The sequence below is a fragment of the Sanguibacter biliveldensis genome, from assembly GCF_033798665.1.
GTDB lineage: Bacteria > Actinomycetota > Actinomycetes > Actinomycetales > Cellulomonadaceae > Sanguibacter > Sanguibacter inulinus.
Genome location: NZ_CP138359.1, coordinates 2,550,513 through 2,564,974, shown reverse-complemented (window position 1 = coordinate 2,564,974; position 14,462 = coordinate 2,550,513). Strand labels below are relative to the sequence as shown.

The 14,462-nt window shown below is 70.6% G+C and carries 12 protein-coding genes; all 12 read left to right on the top strand.

Annotated features, from left to right (window positions below; translation table 11 throughout):
* The first annotated feature begins 56 nt into the window (after positions 1-56).
* The 12 genes from SANBI_RS11220 (at position 57) to ftsW (ending at position 14,459) form a co-directional block, all read left to right on the top strand.
* Positions 57-638, top strand: a complete 582-nt coding sequence (locus SANBI_RS11220) for an SAV_6107 family HEPN domain-containing protein (protein WP_319155032.1) — start codon at positions 57-59, stop codon at positions 636-638.
* Positions 635-1,906, top strand: coding sequence for a DNA polymerase IV (dinB, locus tag SANBI_RS11215; RefSeq protein WP_319155030.1), 1,272 nt, complete (start codon positions 635-637; stop codon positions 1,904-1,906). Before SANBI_RS11220 ends, dinB begins: the two co-directional genes overlap by 4 nt.
* 38 nt (positions 1,907-1,944) lie before the next feature.
* A complete protein-coding gene (locus tag SANBI_RS11210; protein WP_056130186.1) occupies positions 1,945-2,352 on the top strand; it encodes a DUF3040 domain-containing protein in 408 nt (135 codons plus the stop codon).
* 653 nt (positions 2,353-3,005) lie between these two features.
* Positions 3,006-3,440, top strand: coding sequence for a division/cell wall cluster transcriptional repressor MraZ (gene mraZ / locus SANBI_RS11205; RefSeq protein ID WP_319161276.1), 435 nt, complete (start codon positions 3,006-3,008; stop codon positions 3,438-3,440).
* A 253-nt stretch (positions 3,441-3,693) separates the two neighbouring features.
* Positions 3,694-4,722: a 16S rRNA (cytosine(1402)-N(4))-methyltransferase RsmH gene (gene rsmH / locus SANBI_RS11200; RefSeq protein ID WP_319161275.1), complete on the top strand. Its 1,029-nt coding sequence runs from the start codon at positions 3,694-3,696 to the stop codon at positions 4,720-4,722.
* Between the two features lie 2 nt (positions 4,723-4,724).
* Complete coding sequence (locus SANBI_RS11195; protein WP_319155027.1) at positions 4,725-5,144, top strand: cell division protein FtsL; 420 nt, start codon at positions 4,725-4,727, stop codon at positions 5,142-5,144.
* Positions 5,145-5,647: 503 nt separating this feature from the next.
* Positions 5,648-7,567: a peptidoglycan D,D-transpeptidase FtsI family protein gene (locus SANBI_RS11190; RefSeq protein WP_319155025.1), complete on the top strand. Its 1,920-nt coding sequence runs from the start codon at positions 5,648-5,650 to the stop codon at positions 7,565-7,567.
* Between the two features lie 62 nt (positions 7,568-7,629).
* Entirely contained in the window at positions 7,630-9,252 is a 1,623-nt protein-coding gene (locus SANBI_RS11185) for a UDP-N-acetylmuramoyl-L-alanyl-D-glutamate--2,6-diaminopimelate ligase (RefSeq protein WP_319155023.1), read from the top strand.
* Entirely contained in the window at positions 9,249-10,643 is a 1,395-nt protein-coding gene (locus SANBI_RS11180; RefSeq protein WP_319155021.1) for a UDP-N-acetylmuramoyl-tripeptide--D-alanyl-D-alanine ligase, read from the top strand. The genes SANBI_RS11185 and SANBI_RS11180 overlap by 4 nt, the downstream gene beginning before the upstream one ends.
* Positions 10,640-11,731: a phospho-N-acetylmuramoyl-pentapeptide-transferase gene (gene mraY, locus SANBI_RS11175; protein WP_319155018.1), complete on the top strand. Its 1,092-nt coding sequence runs from the start codon at positions 10,640-10,642 to the stop codon at positions 11,729-11,731. Before SANBI_RS11180 ends, mraY begins: the two co-directional genes overlap by 4 nt.
* Entirely contained in the window at positions 11,719-13,173 is a 1,455-nt protein-coding gene (gene murD, locus SANBI_RS11170; protein WP_319155016.1) for a UDP-N-acetylmuramoyl-L-alanine--D-glutamate ligase, read from the top strand. Before mraY ends, murD begins: the two co-directional genes overlap by 13 nt.
* The gene (gene ftsW, locus SANBI_RS11165) at positions 13,170-14,459 is read left to right on the top strand and encodes a putative lipid II flippase FtsW (RefSeq protein WP_319155014.1); all 1,290 of its coding nucleotides are present in this window, start codon (positions 13,170-13,172) and stop codon (positions 14,457-14,459) included. The genes murD and ftsW overlap by 4 nt, the downstream gene beginning before the upstream one ends.
* Positions 14,460-14,462: the final 3 nt, after the last annotated feature.

The following is a 14,462-nucleotide window of genomic DNA, read 5'->3' as shown; positions in this document are numbered from 1 at the left end:
ACCACCTCTTGACTTCATTCGAACAGGTGTTCGATACTAGAGCAAGGAGGTTCGACATGGCAGCGACACGGATGACCGCAGCGACATCAGGAGCACGCGCTCTGGGGACGGCTTCAGCGGGCGCGTCGCGATCAGCACGCCACGGTCGTCCCACCCGGGCTCCGCACGCCGTCTCGGCAGCACCTGTCCCCGCTGAGGCTGCGGCTCTGACCTCGGCTCTGCGTCGTCAGGCCGCCAGCGACCTCTTGGACCGTGCTGACGCCGAGCTCGTGGCCGCACAGCTGGCCACCGACCCCGCCGAGAGGTTCACCCACGCGCACATGGCAGCGCTGAGGGTCTCGGGTGCCGTCCTCGCGGTCCTCGGCACCCGGCCCCCGCGCGGACGCACGCGCAGCGCGTGGGAGCGTCTCTCGGCGGCCTCCGACGACTTCGTCCCGTGGGCGTCGTTCTTCGCCTCCGGGGCGCACCTGCGCTCCTCCATCGACGCCGGCCGTTTCGACGCCGTCGACGAGGAGGGCGCTGCTCGCTGGGTCGCTGCTGCGGAGGACTTCCGCGACGAGGTCGGCGCCTGGGTCGACGACGCCGAGGTGCCGGTCGCGCGCAGCGGCATGCTCGTCGACGGTCCGGTGAGCGCATGAGCAAGGGTCCGCGGTCGACGACAGTCCCGCGTGACCTCGGCGAGAAGGACTCGGACTGCTCGATCCTCCACGTCGACATGGATGCGTTCTTCGCCTCGGTCGAGGTGGCTCGCCGGCCTGAGCTCAAGGGGCGCCCGGTGATCGTCGGCGGCTCGGACCGGTCCGTGGTCCTGGCCGCGACCTACGAGGCGCGAGCCTTCGGCGTGCACTCGGCCATGCCAGCGGCCACAGCGCGCCGCCTCTGCCCGCAGGCTGTCTTCATCCAGCCTGACAGGACGGCGTACCACGATGCCTCGACGGCTGTCATGGAGATCCTCGGCGAGGTCACGACCCTCGTCGAGCCCGTCAGCATCGACGAGGCCTTCCTCGACGTGGAGGGTGCCCGACGTCGGCTGGGCTCGTCGACCGAGATCGCCCGGAAGATCCGGGCGAGGGTCTATCGCGAGCTGGGTCTGACCTGCTCCGTCGGCGTGGCTTCGACCAAGTTCGTCGCGAAGCTGGCGTCGACCCACGCCAAGCCTGACGGCATGATGCTCGTCCCGCGCGAGTCGACGGTGCGGTTCTTGCACTCCCTGCCCGTGGGTGCGCTGTGGGGCGTGGGGGAGAAGACCGAGAAGAACCTCGCCGCGTGGGGCATCACGACGGTCGAGCAGCTCGCCAGGACGGATCCGCTCGTGCTGCGACAGGCCGTCGGCACTGCTGCTGCCGCCCACCTGTTCGACCTGTCGTGGGGACGTGACCCGAGGCCTGTCGAGCCGACGCGTCGCGAGCGGAGCATCGGGGCCGAGACGACCTTCGGGCACGACGTGACCGACCTCAGCGTCGTCGAGTCCAAGCTCCTCGAGCTCTCTGACCGGTGTGCAGACAGGCTGCGGGCCCAGGGGTACCTCGCGCGGACCATCAGCGTGAAGGTGCGCTCGAGCGACTTCCGCACCCTGAGCCGTTCGAGGTCTCTCGTCTCGCCGACGGACAGCGTCCGTGAGATCTACGCGGTCGCCCGCGAGCTCGTCTCCTCGGTCGACCTCAAGGGCCTGCCGGTCCGGCTCGTGGGGGTCCGGGGCGAAGGTCTCGAGGCGCGGGGGAGCGCTGCTCTGCAGCTCACCCTCGAAGATGCCGTGGCGGGTGACACCGAGCAGCAGCGACTGGCCGACGCCGCGATCGACCAGGTGCGTCTGCGCTTCGGGCGATCGGCCATCCGGCAGGCGGCGGTCGCCACGACTTCCTCACAGCGCTCGACTACCGTTGTGCCGGATGTCGAACTATCCTGAACTCTGACAAGGTCCGATCGAACAGTGCGGGGGTTGCGATGCCTCTGTCCGAATACGAGCAGCGTGTTCTGGAGCAGATGGAGCGAGAGCTCACGTCTGATGATCCGCGCCTTGCGACAAGTATGAAGACGACGTCCCAGCGGTCTTCGGTCCGCTATGTGATCGCGGGGGTAGGGCTGATCCTCGGTCTCCTCGCGCTGGTGATCGGTGTGGCACAGTCTGTGCCCGTCGTGGGAGTGGTCGGCTTCGCGGTGATGTTCGCCGCCGTCGCGTACGCCTTCGCCCAGCCGTCGAAGTCCAACGGGCCGGTCGGCGTGGTCTCCCCTGACGGGACCGTGAGACCGGCCGCGAAGCAGCAGAAGACCAAGCGTGGGGGCAAGGCCGGGAAGGCACCCTTCATGCAGCGCATGGAAGAGCGATGGGACAAGCGTCGCGACGAGCAGTGACGCTCGAGGGCACCGCGGCCTAGATCGTAGGTCGGCAGACCTCTTCGCTCCGACGATCTAGCTCTCCACAGTCAGTACCTAGAGATCTTCTCCAGCGCGGGCTGGGCGTCCAGACGCCCAGCCCGCGCTGTCGTGCTTCCACAGCACAACGCGACCTCGAGCGATAGGCGTCGGCGATCATCGCCGGTGCCGGTGTTTGGTGCCTGACCTCTCGCGCGGTCCTCCGGATCCCGGAGAGCGAGAGTCGCACGTCGAGTGGATCGTCGGGGCCGATCCGGCCTCGAGCCCAGGCTTCTCGTTGCTCCTCCACCTCGCTCCTAGCGGCCCCCCACTTCACTCCACCCTGACGCCCACAGGCCCTCGGCGCCGCCGCTGACATCCTCGGACCCCTCGATCCCGGGTCGATTTGCGTGCTCTGCCCGACTTTCCCCGGTGCTCACGCCGCGGGAACCCGGCTGGACGTGCGACGAGAGCACCAGTGCGCGCCGCGCCCTCCACATCCCTCCACCGCTGTGACCTGTGCTGATGCCGCGTCAAGGGTGAAGTTTCTGTGATTGCCGCCGCGTGGTGGAGGGAAGTGGAGTACGGTGGAGCCACTTGGAGCAGCCGGGGGAGGCGTCGCAGTGACTGAACTGTTCGGCGCGTCGTCCACACTGCTCCTCGGGACGTACACCCCTCGTCTGGACGACAAGGGACGGTTGCTCCTCCCCGCGAAGTTCCGCGGTCAGCTCGCCCCAGGGCTGGTCATGACGCGTGGACAGGAGCGATGCCTGTTCCTCTTGCCGATGGACGAGTTCCGTCGCATGTACGAGCAGATCCGACAGGCCCCGGTGACGAGCAAGCAGGCGCGCGACTACCTGCGTGTCTTCCTCTCCGGAGCCAGCGACGAGATACCGGACAAGCAGGGCAGGATCTCGATCCCGGCGGCGCTGCGCGAGTATGCAGGGCTCGACCGGGAGGTCGCGGTGATCGGCGCAGGTACTCGCGTCGAGATCTGGGACGCAGCCGCGTGGGACACGTATCTGGCAGAGCAGGTCGCCGGGTACTCCGACACGGCCGAAGAGGTCGTGCCAGGCCTGAGGTTCTAGACGCACCACCGCTGGATGAGGCCTCCTCCCGCCCGGTCTGACGCACTTCCCCGGTGTCAGACGGTCGCGGAGGGAGACCTGATCCAGCAGGTGGGCACAGCAGCACATCACGACCGGCGGACGCCGGGCGCGCCGGACAGGTCGAGCACGACTCAGGACAGGAGGTCGCAGGGTGAGCGATCACGACACCGACGCCCCCGCTCCGGGCGACCCCGTCGACCGCGACGAGACGACTCTCTCAGAGACCACCGACATCGAGACCTCCTCCTCCGACCCCGCTGCCGGGGGAGCTGAGGCGCGTGAGACCTCGGACCGTCATCTCCCGGTCCTGCTCGACAGGTGCGTGGAGCTCCTCGCTCCGGCACTGTCGGCTCCTGGGGCCGTCTATGTCGACTGCACGCTCGGGATGGGTGGTCACACCGAGGCGATCCTCGAGAGGCTCCCCGAGGTCCGGGTCATCGGCATCGACCGCGACCCGCAGGCACTCGAGCTCGCCGGTGCGCGGCTCGCTCGCTTCGGTGACAGGTTCACCGGGGTCCACGCGGTGTACGACGAGATCGGCGAGGTGATCGCCGAGCAGGGGCTCACCGGAGTGCAGGGGATCCTCATGGACCTGGGTGTCTCCTCCCTGCAGATCGACGAGCGGGAGCGCGGCTTCTCCTACGCCCAGGACGCCCCGCTCGACATGCGGATGGACTCGACGGCCTCGCTCACGGCAGCCGACGTGCTCAACACCTACAGCGAGCGCGACCTCACCCGGATCTTGCGGGAGTACGGCGAAGAGCGGTTCGCCTCGAAGATCGCCCGGTCGATCGTCGCCAAGCGTGACGCGAAGCCGTGGGAGCGCTCGGCGGACCTGGTCGACCTCGTCCGCGCGTGCATCCCGGCGGCGACGCGCAAGGGCCAGGGCAACCCGGCCAAGCGCACGTTCCAGGCGCTGCGCATCGAGGTGAACGGCGAGCTCGAGGTCCTCGAGCGCGCTCTGCCGGCTGCGGTCGAGGCTCTCGCCGTCGGCGGACGGATCGTCGTCGAGTCCTACCACTCGCTCGAAGACCGGCTGACCAAGCGGGAGCTCGGTCGTGGTGCTGTCTCGAGCGCGCCGCACGACCTCCCGGTCGAGCCTGAGTCCCACAAGCCCTATCTCTCGCTGCTCACCCGTGGCGCCGAGGAGGCCGACGAAGCCGAGCTCGAGCGCAACCCGCGCTCCGCCTCGGTGCGCCTGCGCGCCGCAGAACGGCTCCGGCCGACACCCCCTCACATGAAGACCAGGACGGAGCGCTGACCATGAGCACTGCACAGTCTGGGGCGGCACGCGCCCTGCCGGTGCGGGAGATCCCGGCACCGTCTCTGCCGAGGCCCTCCGAGCGTCTGAGGCTCGTCCAGGCACCTGCCCAGACGCGGAGCCGCGCACCCTTCGTCCTGCTCTGCATCGGGCTCCTCGCGGCGGCGCTGCTGGGCACCCTCGTGATGAACACCGTCATGAACAACGAGGCCTACGCAGCCCGGGACATCCAGATCCAGATCGCCCGAGAGGCGGAGATCGCCGACCAGCTCGGCGAGCAGATCGACGCGCTGTCATCGCCCCAGGCCCTCGCCGCCCGTGCGACCGAGCTCGGCATGGTCCAGAGCCCCAACCCGGGTGTGCTCCGGCTCTCCGACCTCATGATCTTCGGTGGTGCGAGCGGCGCAGGAGCAGCGCAGTGACGCGGTCGAAGGACTCTGACGGGCGCGACGAGCCTCAGAGCTCCCGCACGGCCCGACCGACCTCCAGGTCTGGTGCTGCACCACGCTCGACCTCACCACGCTCGTCGGCACCACGCTCGTCGGCACCGAGGTCTCCCCGGTCCGGCGGAGACACCGAGAAGACTCCGCGTGCTGCGGGGGCGACACCCCGCGGGGCTGCACGCACCGGTCGGGACGCCACGACCGGCCGGACGCAGGCAGGCACGGGTCGCACGCCAGCAGGCGCGGGCCGTCCGCAGGCCGCAGCAGGTCGTCCGACCGCACGCCCCACCTCTCCCGGTGCCAGCCGCAGTGCCAAGGACACAGGCCAGGCTGACGGGTCGGCCAAGGCCACCTCCGCTGACCGTCCCGCCGCACGACCCGTCCGCGGTGCCCGCCCGGCCGCTCCGGCGGCTGACTCGGGCACACCGCGCCCGGTGAGGTCGTCCGACAGCGCTCCGCGCAGCGCAGGAGCGAGCCGCCCGGTGCGCGCCGGTGCGCCGGCGGCCCGGACCTCTGCGTCCGCCGGTCGCACGGCTCGTGCCGCGGCACCCGCACGCACCCCCCGTGGTGCCCGGGCTCGGATCGGCGCCGACCGCAGCCCTGCCCGACCTCGGGTCGGCGGCAGGCTCGACGCCGTCACGCAGCGCAGGCTCAGCCAGGCGCGTGTCGGCAACCCGCTGACGCGTGTGCGGGTCCTGTCGATCGCCGTGATCGCGACGCTCGCGCTCTTCTCCGGTCGTCTCGTCTACGTCCAGGCGTACCAGGGGGAGACCCTCGCGGCGCAGGCACTCGAGGGCCGCATGAACACGACGACCATCCCGGCCGTCCGTGGTGAGATCACGGACGCCGACGGCAACGTGCTCGCCACCTCGGTCACGCGCTACGACGTGTTCGCCGACCAGGTCCTCATCGCTGACTGGACCCACACTGTCGACGGCGCGAGGGTCGGCGGACCCGTCGAGGCTGCCCGGCTGCTCGCCCCGATCTTCGGAGAGCCTGAGGCCGAGCTCGCCGCCAAGCTCTCAGGCACGAGCAAGTACAAGATGCTCGAGCGTGACATGGCTCCCGAGACCTGGGACGCCATCAAAGAGCTCGGCATCTCGGGCATGTTCGCCGAGCAGGCGCCGCGCCGGTCCTACCCGGCGGGTACGACGGGTGGCAACCTCATCGGTTTTGTCGGTGCCGAGGGCACAGGCATGGCTGGCCTGGAGTACGCGCTCGACGAGCAGCTCGCCGGGGTCGCGGGCAGCCGGACCTACGAGCGTGGGCTCGGTGGGCACGCGATCCCGACAGGGGTCCAGTCCTCCAAGGCTGCCGTCCCCGGGACCGACGTGCGGACGACCCTGCGGATGGACCTCCAGTGGAAGGCCCAGGCCGCGATCGACGCGCAGGTCGCCAAGATGGGCGCGAGCGGTGGCTTCGTCGTCGTGATGGACGTCAAGACCGGAGAGATCTACGCCCTCGCAGACTCAGGTGCCATGGACCCCAACAAGCCGACAGGCTTCGGTGGCAGCAAGGCGATCTCGACGATCTTCGACCCCGGCTCGACGGCCAAGATCGTCACGATGGCAGCGGCCCTCGAGACGGGGGTCGCCACGCCCACAAGCCAGTACACGGTGCCGTACAACTACACGACCTCCAACGGGCAGACCTTCAAGGACTCCCACGAGCACGGTGACGAGCCCTGGACCCTCACGGGCATCCTCGCGGAGTCGTCGAACACCGGCACCGTCATGGTGGGCGAGCAGATCCCGAAGCAGGTCCGCCACGACTACCTCACCAAATTCGGCTTCGGAGAGAAGACCGGCATCGAGCTCGCCGGTGAAGAGCGCGGGCTGCTCGCCGACGCCGACGCGTGGGACGGGCGGACGCAGTACACGGTCCTCTTCGGTCAGGGCATGGCAGCGACAGCCCTGCAGGCCACCAACGTCTTCGCGACCATGGCCAACGGCGGTGTCCGCAACACCCCGCACCTGGTGGCAGGGACCACGGGCGCCGACGGCGTCTACACGCCGAGCCCGCTGGCCGACCCGGTCCAGGCCGTCTCGCCCGAGACTGCCGGCACCGTGCTGAAGATGATGGAGTCCGCTGTCCTCGAGGGCACCGGCGGGAACGCAGAGATCGACGGCTACAGGGTGGCCGGGAAGACCGGGACAGCCCAGATCCCCGGCGCCGACGGAAAGCTCGACGCCTACCTCGCCTCCTTCGTCGGCGTCGCGCCCGTCGACGACCCACGCCTCGCCGTCGGGGTGTTCATCGAGAACCCCACGGCCACGGAGTACGCGAAGTTCGGCGGGGTGTCCGCCGCCCCGGTGTTCTCCGACGTCACGTCCTTCGCGCTGCAGCAGCTCGGCGTGGTGCCCTCGGGCTCGACGCCCGAGCTCTACCCCACCACCTGGTGAATCGCGGGCACCGGGGCGGACCGCCCCGGTGCCCGGAAGGTTCCCGCGATAGATTGGCCCCCATGACTTCCGCCCCCGGATCGCTGCGGCCTGCCTCCGTGCAGCCGCGAACTCTCGGTGACCTCGCCGTCGCCGTCTCGGGCTCGGTCGACCCGGCCGACCGCGACCTCCCCGTCACCGGCGTGGTCCTCGGCAGCGTCGAGGCCCAGCCCGGCGACCTCTTCGTCGCCGTCCCCGGAGCGCGGTCGCACGGTGCCCGGTACGCGCAGGCGGCGCTCGACGCCGGTGCGGTCGCGGTGCTGACCGACGAGGCAGGTCTGGACCTCCTCCGCGCCGAGCAGACCGCCGTCGGGGAGCCCTCGCACCAGCGCCCCGTGCCTGTCGTCCTCCTCCCGACGGGCAGCGACCCGCAGCGGGCAGCGGGAGCGGCGGCGGCCTTCTTCTACGACCACCCCTCGACGGCGCTCACGAGCTTCGGCGTGACCGGGACGAACGGGAAGACCACCACGACCTACCTGCTCGACCACCTGCTGACCGCGCTCGGGCGCACCGTCGGGCTGGTCGGGACCGTCGAGACCCGCTCCGGTTCTCGGGTGCTCCCCAGCCGCCTGACCACACCCGACGCCGCGAGCCTGCAGGCTGTGCTCGCGACCATGCGCGAAGACGGGGTCGACGTCCTCGCGATGGAGGTCTCCTCGCACTCGATCAGCCAGCGCAGGGTCGACGGTCTGCACTTCGACGTCGTCGGCTTCACCAACCTCAGCCAGGACCACCTCGACTTCCACGGCGACCTCGACAGGTACTTCGCGGCCAAGGCCGAGCTCTTCACGGCCGAGCGCGCGCGCCGTGGTGTCGTGGTGGTCGACGACGAGTGGGGCCAGCGGCTGGCTGCCACCGCAGACATCCCCGTCGTGACCCTGAGCGTCGGACGGCGCGGGACCCCCGTAGGGGACTGGTCGGTCCGGGACGTCCAGGAAGGCCCTGCGGGCACGACCTTCACCGTCGCCCACAGCGACGGACGCAGCATGCGCGTGCGCACGACGCTGCCCGGGTCCTTCAACATCGCCAACGCCGCCCTCGCCCTCGTCATGGTGGTCGAGTCCGGCGTCGACGTGGGCACTGTCACAGCCGCCCTGGAGGCCGCCGGAGGGTTGTCCCCGGCCGTCCCTGGCAGGATGGAGCAGGTTGCCGACCGCCCCCGTGTGGTCGTCGACTTCGCCCACAACCCTGATGCTCTCGCGCTCGCCCTCGAGGCGCTCCGGCCCACGACGGCCGGCCGCCTGGTGGTCGTGTTCGGAGCCACGGGGGAGCGGGACACGACCAAGCGTCCCGTCATGGGACGGATCGCGGTCGAGGGTGCTGACGTGGTCGTCGTGACCGACGACGACCCGCACGCCGAAGAGCCCGCCGGGATCCGGACGCAGGTGCTCGACGGTGCCCGCGAGGCCGCCGCCGCTGCCCTCCCGGGCCGCGACGTCGACGTCCTCGAGGCGGCCCCGCGCGCCCTCGCGATCCGTGCCGCAGTCCTGGCTGCTGACGACGAGGACACGGTCCTGGTCGCCGGGCGAGGCCACGAGGTGTGGCAGGAGATCGACGGGGTGGACCACCCGCTCGACGACAGGGTGGAAGCACGCGCAGCGGTCGCCGACCGCGCGCAGCGAACGACGAAGGAGCACAGCGAGTGATCGATCTGACTGCCGCAGAGGTCGCGGACCTCACGGGAGGGAGGCTCGCCGCCCCGCCCACGACGCGGGTCGACGGCCCTACCGTCATCGACTCGCGCACGGTGTCTGCAGGTGCGCTCTTCGTCGCTCTCGCCGGAGACACCTCCGACGGGCACGACCACGCCGCCGGGGCAGTCGCCGACGGTGCTGCGCTGGTCCTCGCCAGCCGTGAGCTCGACGGCGTGCCGTCCGTCGTCGTCGACGACGTCCCACGGGCACTCGGTCTGCTGGCTGCGGAGCACCTGCGTCGCCTGCGGGCGGACGGGGCGCTCCAGGTCGTCGCCGTGACAGGCTCGGTCGGCAAGACGACCACCAAAGACCTGCTCGGGCACGTCCTGTCGGCGAGCGGTCCGACGGTCATGCCCCGCGCCTCGTTCAACAACGAGATCGGCCTGCCGCTGACGGTCCTCCAGGCCGACACGCAGACCCGCTACCTGGTCCTCGAGATGGGCGCCTCCGCCCCCGGGGACCTCACCTACCTCACCGGCATCGCACCGCCCGACGTCTCGATCGTCCTCGCGGTCGGCTCGGCGCACCTCGGCGGCTTCGGCGGGATCGAGGGCGTCGCGAGGGCGAAGTCCGAGATCGTCACCGGGCTCGCCCCCGGAGGGGTCGCCGTACTCAACGCCGACGACCTGCGCGTGGTCGCCATGCGCGACCTCGCCCCAGGGCGGGTCGTCACCTTCGGCACCGTCCGTGACGCGGACCTGCGCGCGACCGACGTGACCATCGACAGGCTCGGCCGCGTCTCGTGCACAGTCGCCGCGGGGGAGCGGACCGAGCGTCTCTCCCTGCGCCTGGTCGGCGAGCACCACCTCACCAACGCCCTCGCGACCCTCGCCGCGGCCGTCGAGCTCGGGGTCGACCTCACCGAGGCCGCCGCGCTGGTCGGCTCCTCCGACCCGGCGAGCCCGCACCGGATGGCCGTGACCGACCGCGCCGACGGCGTGACGATCATCGACGACTCCTACAACGCGAACCCGGACTCGATGCGCGCGGCTCTCAAGGCCCTCGCCGTCGTGGCCGGGCGCGACCGTCGTTCGGTCGCCGTGCTCGGCGAGATGCTCGAGCTCGGACCTGACTCGCGTGACCAGCACGACGAGATCGGGCGCCTGGTCGTCCGCCTCAACATCAAGCTGCTCGTGGTCGTCGGAGCCGGCGCCTCGGGCCTCGCCGACGGTGCGACCCAGGAAGGCTCGTGGGGCAAGGAGGTCGTCGAGGTCGAGGACGTCGCCGCCGCCGAGCGCTTCCTCGCCGACGAGCTGCGCTCCGGTGACGTCGTCCTCGTGAAGTCGTCCAACGGATCTGGTCTGTGGCGCCTGGGAGACTCCCTCACGGCGGTGACAGCATGATCGCCGTCCTCGCCTCGGTCTCCGTCTCGCTGCTCGTCGCGCTGCTCGGGACCCCGCTGTTCATCAAGCTGCTGGTCAAGCGCAACTACGGCCAGTTCATCCGTCAGGACGGGCCCACAGCCCACTTCACCAAGCGCGGGACGCCCACCATGGGCGGTGTCGTGATCATCGGTGCGACCCTCGCCGGCTGGGCGGCCGCGTCGATCGTCTCCGGACGCCTGCCCTCGGTCTCGTCGGTCCTGGTGATCTTCCTCATGACAGGCCTGGGACTCGTCGGCTTCCTCGACGACTACATCAAGATCTCCCGTCAGCGCAGCCTCGGACTGTCCGCGCGGTGGAAGATCGTCGGTCAGGGGATCGTCGGCATCACCTTCGCAGTGCTGGCCCTCCAGTTCCCCAACGCGAACCTGCGGACCCCGGCGTCCACGAGCGTGTCGTTCATCCGGGACACGAACATCGACCTCGCCTTCGCGGGGGTGACCCTCGGGCTCATCCTCTTCGTGCTCTGGGCCAACCTCATCATCACCGCGTGGTCCAACGCCGTGAACCTCACCGACGGTCTCGACGGCCTCGCGACGGGCGTCTCGCTCATCGTCTTCGGCGGATACGTCATCGTCTCGATCTGGCAGCTCAACCAGAACTGCCAGTTCGCGGGCTCGGTCGGACCGCGCTGCTACGAGGTCCGTGACCCCCTCGACCTCGCGATCGTCGCGGCCGCGATCATGGGTGCGTGCTTCGGCTTCCTCTGGTGGAACGCCTCCCCGGCCCAGATCTTCATGGGCGACACCGGCTCACTCGCCCTCGGTGGTGCGCTCGCCGGTCTGTCGATCCTCTCGCGCACCGAGCTGCTCGCGATCATCATGGGTGGCCTCTTCGTGCTCGTCGTCCTCTCGGACGTGATCCAGATCGGGTTCTTCAAGATGACCGGGAAGCGGGTCTTCAAGATGGCCCCGCTCCATCACCACTTCGAGCTGTCGGGGTGGGGTGAGGTGACGATCGTCATCAGGTTCTGGATCGTCGCTGCGCTCTTCACGGCGCTCGGCCTCGGGATCTTCTACGCAGAGTGGGTCGTGGGTTGGGTCCGCTGACCGACCTCGCGGTCCTCGTCGCCGGTCACGGCGTCACCGGCCGGGCCGTGGCCTCGGTGCTGCGCACCCGCGCCGCGCGCGTGGTCACGCTCGACGCCGGCGACCCCGAGGCAGACCTCGCGTCCATCGGTGCTGGGGAGGTCGCGACCTTCGACGTCGTCGTCGCGTCGCCCGGGTGGCGCCCGACCTCGCAGGTCTTCGTCGACGCCGCGGCGGCGGGTGTCCCGGTGTGGAGCGAGGTCGAGCTGGCCTGGCGCCTGCGCGTGCCGTCCGCGGCGACCGGGGAGCCCGCGCCGTGGTTGGCCCTCACCGGCACCAACGGAAAGACCACCACCGTCGAGATGCTGCTCTCGATCCTCGAGGCCGACGGCCGCGCGGCGGCAGCCGTCGGCAACGTCGGACGCCCGCTCGTCGTGGCCGTGGTCGACCCGTCGCTCGAGGTCCTCGCGATCGAGCTCTCGAGCTTCCAGCTCCACTTCACCACGTCCATGTCGCCGCTGGCCGGCGCGGTGCTCAACGTCGCACCCGACCACCTGGACTGGCACGGGACCTTCGAGGAGTACGCCGCGGCGAAGGGCAAGGTCTACCACCAGGCCCAGGTCGCCTGCGTCTACAACGTCGAGGACCCCCTCACCGAGCAGCTCGTGCGCGATGCCGACGTCGTCGAGGGAGCCCGCGCCGTCGGTGTGACCGTCGGCGCCCCGGGGCGCTCTGGGGTCGGGCTCGTCGAGGGCGTGCTGTGCGACAGGGCATTCCACGTCCCCGCGGACGACCCGCGTCGCCACGACAGCGCCGCTGAGCTCGGGTCTCTCGACGACCTCGCGCACCTGGCCGGTCCCGACGGGGCTGTGCCCTCCCACGTCGTCTTCGACGCCCTCGCCGCCGCGGCGCTGGCACGCGCCTACGGTGTCGACGCGGGCTCTGTCCGGGAGGGCCTCCGCGGCTTCCGTCCCGGGGCGCACCGCATCGCGACGGTCGCGCAGGTCCCCGCCGCGGGCGGCGCCGGCACCGTGGCCTTCGTGGACGACTCCAAGGCCACCAACGCCCACGCCGCCTCGGCCTCCCTCGGCGGCTTCGCGCCCGGGACCGTCGTGTGGGTCGCCGGTGGTCTGGCCAAGGGGGCGACCTTCGACGAGCTCGTCCGGACGCGGGCCGACAGGCTCCGCGCTGTCGTGCTCATCGGCGCCGACAGGAGCGCCCTCCTCGACGCGCTCGGTCGACACGCGGGCGACGTCCCCGTGGTCGAGGTCGATCCTGGTGACACTGGGACGGTGATGCAGCGCGCGGTAGAGACCGCTCACAGACTGGCCCGGCCGGGTGACACGGTGCTGCTCGCCCCCGCCTGCGCCTCGATGGACCAGTTCGCGTCCTACGCCGCCCGCGGCGACGCCTTCGCCGAGCAGACCCGGCTCCTCCTCGGGCGGGTCGGAGACGGGCGATGACCAGCCCGAGCATCGAGCGCAAGGGCCGGACCGCCTCGACGGTGCCTCGTCAGACCCTGCGCGACTCGTGGGCCTCCCACTGGGACAGCGCCGTCACGAGCTACTACCTCATGGTCGGCGCGAGCGCCCTGCTGCTCGTCCTCGGTCTGGTCATGGTGCTCTCGAGCTCTTCCGTCGACTCGCTCGCGGCCGGGGACTCCCCGTACAAGGTGTTCCTCAACCAGGCGCAGTTCGCCCTCATGGGCCTGCCGCTGATGATCGTCGCCTCACGGATCCGCCCCGGCGGCTACCGCCGGATCGCGTGGCCGGCGCTGGCTGTGGCGATCTTCCTCCAGCTGCTGATCTTCACCCCGCTCGCGGTCGGGACCAAGGGCAACCTCAACTGGATCAGCCTCGGCCCGGGCCTGACCATCCAGCCCTCGGAGTTCTCCAAGGTGGCCCTCGCCGTGTGGCTCGGTGTGGTGCTGGCACGCAAGCAGGACCTGCTGCACGACTGGAAGCACGTGGCGATCCCGGCGGGACCGGCCGTGGGTGTCGTCGTCGGTCTCGTGATGGTCGGCAAGGACCTCGGGACGGCCCTCATCTTCGTCCTGCTGGTGGCCGGTGCCTTGTTCGTCGCGGGCGTGCCGATGCGGATCTTCACGGTCCTCGCCGTCGCCACGGCTGGCCTGGTCGCGATCGCGGCGAGCACGAGCAACCGCGCGGGGCGCATCTTCGCGATCTTCGGCGGGGAGACGGCCGACCCCTCGGGCATCGGCTACCAGACCCAGCGTGGCCTCGAGGCCCTCGGCTCGGGCGGCTTCGCCGGGGTCGGGCTCGGCGCGAGCCGCGAGAAGTGGTCGTACCTGCCCGAGGCGCACAACGACTTCATCTTCGCGGTGATCGGCGAAGAGCTCGGTCTGCTCGGGACGCTGCTGGTGCTGCTGCTCTTCGCGATCCTCGGGATCGCGATGGTGCGCATCATCCGTCGCCACCCCGAGCCGATGGTCAAGATCACCACCGCAGCCATCGGCTGCTGGATCATCGGCCAGGCCCTCATCAACATCGGCGTGGTCATCGGGCTCGTCCCGGTGATCGGGGTCCCGCTGCCGCTGGTCTCGGCCGGTGGTTCGGCCCTGATCGCCACGATGCTGGCCCTCGGCATCGTCATCTCCTTCGCGCGCGACGAGCCCGGTGCCCGTGAGGCTCTCGCCGCCAGGTCGAGCGTCGTCCGCCGCTCGATCGCCGTCGTGGGCGGAGCCACCTGGCGCCGCGGCGGACGACCGACCACCTCTGACGACAAGTGAGAA

What these genes read in the sequence shown, in the direction of transcription:
- SANBI_RS11220 (WP_319155032.1), top strand. Translation starts at nt 57, where the DNA reads ATGGCAGCGACACGGATGACCGCAGCGACATCAGGAGCACGCGCTCTG.
- dinB (WP_319155030.1), top strand. Translation starts at nt 635, where the DNA reads ATGAGCAAGGGTCCGCGGTCGACGACAGTCCCGCGTGACCTCGGCGAG.
- SANBI_RS11210 (WP_056130186.1), top strand. Translation starts at nt 1,945, where the DNA reads ATGCCTCTGTCCGAATACGAGCAGCGTGTTCTGGAGCAGATGGAGCGA.
- SANBI_RS11195 (WP_319155027.1), top strand. Translation starts at nt 4,725, where the DNA reads ATGAGCACTGCACAGTCTGGGGCGGCACGCGCCCTGCCGGTGCGGGAG.
- SANBI_RS11185 (WP_319155023.1), top strand. Translation starts at nt 7,630, where the DNA reads ATGACTTCCGCCCCCGGATCGCTGCGGCCTGCCTCCGTGCAGCCGCGA.
- mraY (WP_319155018.1), top strand. Translation starts at nt 10,640, where the DNA reads ATGATCGCCGTCCTCGCCTCGGTCTCCGTCTCGCTGCTCGTCGCGCTG.
- ftsW (WP_319155014.1), top strand. Translation starts at nt 13,170, where the DNA reads ATGACCAGCCCGAGCATCGAGCGCAAGGGCCGGACCGCCTCGACGGTG.